Genomic DNA, 2,507 nt, shown 5'->3' on the forward strand with positions numbered 1-2,507 from the left:
CTAGTATTAAAGCGTAGCTCAAAAAAATTGTGGATTCGGTATTAGTTTGGGTTTAGATCTGGCTCTTACTCCCTCCCCTTTATAAGGGGAGGGTTGGGGTGGGGTAAAGGACTAGGCAGCAACTCAAACTAAATGAACGATCGACGATCGACTATCGACGATCGACTATCGACGATCGACTATCCCCTACTTAGTGTTAATGGTGACGGCAATTTTAGAGTTGGTTAGCCCCCTGACAAAGGTGCTGTCAGTGGGATCGATCGCGATTTTGACTTCGACGACGCGGGAATCGGAATCGGCGGCAGGATCGGTGTTGAGGACGTCTTGCTTACCGATTTGGAGTCCGATTTCTTTGACTTTGCCTTTGAGATTTTGAGTGAATGCGCCCGATTCGCTCTTGATGGTGGCAGATTGTCCGACTCTGAGTTTGCGGACATCGCTTTCGTAGACTTCGGCGACGGCGACCATTTGACTGGTTTGTCCCATTTCGACGATGCCGTTGGTACTAGGAGCTTCGCCCGCACGGGTGTGGATTTTGAGAATTTCGCCAGTGACGGGGGCACGGACGAAGGCTTCGGTGAGTTCGGCTTGGGCTTGGCGGACTTGGGCTTGGGCGCGGGCGAGTTCGGCTTGGGCACCTGCGACATCGACGGGGCGAACTTCGGCGATTTTATCTAGGGTGGCTTGGGCGGCGGCGATTTGTTGGTTGGTGGTGGCTACGCTGGTATCGTAGTTGGCTTTGGCTTCGGCGAGTTGTTGTCGGGCGGTACTGGTTAGTTTCTGTTGGGTGGCTTGATTTTCGATAATTTGTTGGTTGAGGGTGGCGACAGTCTGGTTGTATTTGGACTGGGCTTCGGCGATTTGTTGGCGGATGGTTTCGACTTCGAGCCGTTTGGCATCGAGTCTAGTGGCTTCGATCGCGCGCTCGGCGTACAGTTGTTGAAAGCGTTTGTAATCTACTTCGGTATTTCTTAATTGCGATCGCAGTCGGCGGAGTGTTGCTGCTTGAGTGGGGGTTTCGCCTGCTAGTTGGGCTTTGAGGGAGGCAATTCTGCCAGCTTGGGCGGCGGGTTCCCATTTGAGTTGGGCTTCGAGGCGCGCTTTGGTAGCCACAAAGGTATCGCGATAGCCTTGGAGTTGGCTTCTGAGTCGATCGATTTCGGCTTTTTGGGCACCGATTTCGCCTTGTTTGGCTCCAGCTTTAACTTTATCGAGATTGCTTTGCGAGACTCTGACATCTTCTTGCGCTCTGGCTAAAGCTGCTTCTAAGCGTTGCCGATTGTTGAGGACGGCGATGATTTGTCCTTTGGTAACTCGATCTCCTTCTTTGACTAGTAATTGCGAGATTATGCCCTGTCCCATCTGGGAACTAGGTGCGGAAACTTTGATGACTTCGCCTAAAGGTTCCAACCGTCCTAATGAGGTGACGGCGGTGGCTTCTACTGGTTTGGGAGCAGTTTTGACAGCTTGCTTGGCGACTGGTGGCTGGGCAAACATACCCGCATAGTGCAATCCGGCTGGCAACAGTAAGAGCGCGGCGGCTGAGGCACCAATGGCAACCCAGCGGGTGACAGGATCCATGCTCTTAAATTTATCGACTACAAAGTTATCTTGTCCCATAGCTTGTGAGTTGCCTTTCGTTGTGTCCCCTAGTAATTTACTTACTCGTTAGTTAGTTTAACCTATAAATAAAATATATGTCAAATAAGTTACAATTCCCAAAGCCTATGCCATAATAGGCTTATAGATACTGTTTTATACTTACCATTTAGTAAGATCGTCTGTTGCATCTTCTTTTAAAATGCCCGTAATTCACAAGCAAAAGACTACAAAGACCGCCACTCTCAGCCGCAATGCCGAAGCGACCAAGACCCAACTTTTGGATGCCGCCGAAGCGGAGTTTGCCGTCACTGGTTTGATTGCCGCTCGACTAGAAACGATCGCCGCCCAAACAGGTGTCACCAAGGCAACGATCTATTATTATTTTCAAAGCAAGGAAGAATTGTATCGGGCGGTGTTGGGGCGGTGTTTGACAGAGGCTTTAGAAATCATGGAGCAGCTCCAACTCGATTGCTTGCCCCCCGATGCAGCACTAGTTAGACTACTGGAGCAAATTCTCTGTTGTATGTCGGAGAACCCCCGCATTGGCAGTATTCTCTCGCTCGAAGCGATTCAAAATAAGGGTAAATATTACCCGAAACAATTGGGTAATTTGCTTTATGGCACCATTATCGAGATTTTGGAACGGGGAATGATGACGGGTGAGTTTCGCCCACTCGAACCCAGACATACGGCGGTAAATATTGTCGGTACTTGCGCTTTTTATTTCATCGCTCAAGAAAATCTCAAATATATGTGGCCGGGGAAACGTTTGCTCGGCAAAGATTTACTCCAGCGTCATACTCAAGAATCGATCGATCTGATTATGGCAGGAGTGAGGAATTAATTGATAATTGATAATTGATAATTGATAATTGATAATTGATAATTGATAATTGATAATTGAT

At 48.7% G+C, this 2,507-nt stretch carries 2 protein-coding genes; one reads left to right on the plus strand and one right to left on the minus strand.

Going from position 1 to position 2,507, the window contains the following annotated elements; all coding sequences use genetic code 11:
* Nucleotides 1-186 precede the first annotated feature (186 nt).
* Nucleotides 187-1,620: an HlyD family efflux transporter periplasmic adaptor subunit gene (locus C7B77_RS28090; protein WP_219892304.1), complete on the minus strand. Its 1,434-nt coding sequence runs from the start codon at nucleotides 1,618-1,620 to the stop codon at nucleotides 187-189.
* A gap of 181 nt (nucleotides 1,621-1,801) precedes the next feature.
* Between C7B77_RS28090 and C7B77_RS28095 the strand changes: the two genes are divergently transcribed.
* Nucleotides 1,802-2,446, plus strand: a complete 645-nt coding sequence (locus C7B77_RS28095; RefSeq protein ID WP_106312836.1) for a TetR/AcrR family transcriptional regulator — start codon at nucleotides 1,802-1,804, stop codon at nucleotides 2,444-2,446.
* Nucleotides 2,447-2,507: the final 61 nt, after the last annotated feature.

This window comes from Chamaesiphon polymorphus CCALA 037 (assembly GCF_003003845.1).
Taxonomy (GTDB): domain Bacteria; phylum Cyanobacteriota; class Cyanobacteriia; order Cyanobacteriales; family Chamaesiphonaceae; genus Chamaesiphon; species Chamaesiphon polymorphus.

What these genes read in the sequence shown, in the direction of transcription:
- C7B77_RS28090 (WP_219892304.1), bottom strand. Translation starts at nt 1,620, where the DNA reads ATGGGACAAGATAACTTTGTAGTCGATAAATTTAAGAGCATGGATCCT.
- C7B77_RS28095 (WP_106312836.1), top strand. Translation starts at nt 1,802, where the DNA reads ATGCCCGTAATTCACAAGCAAAAGACTACAAAGACCGCCACTCTCAGC.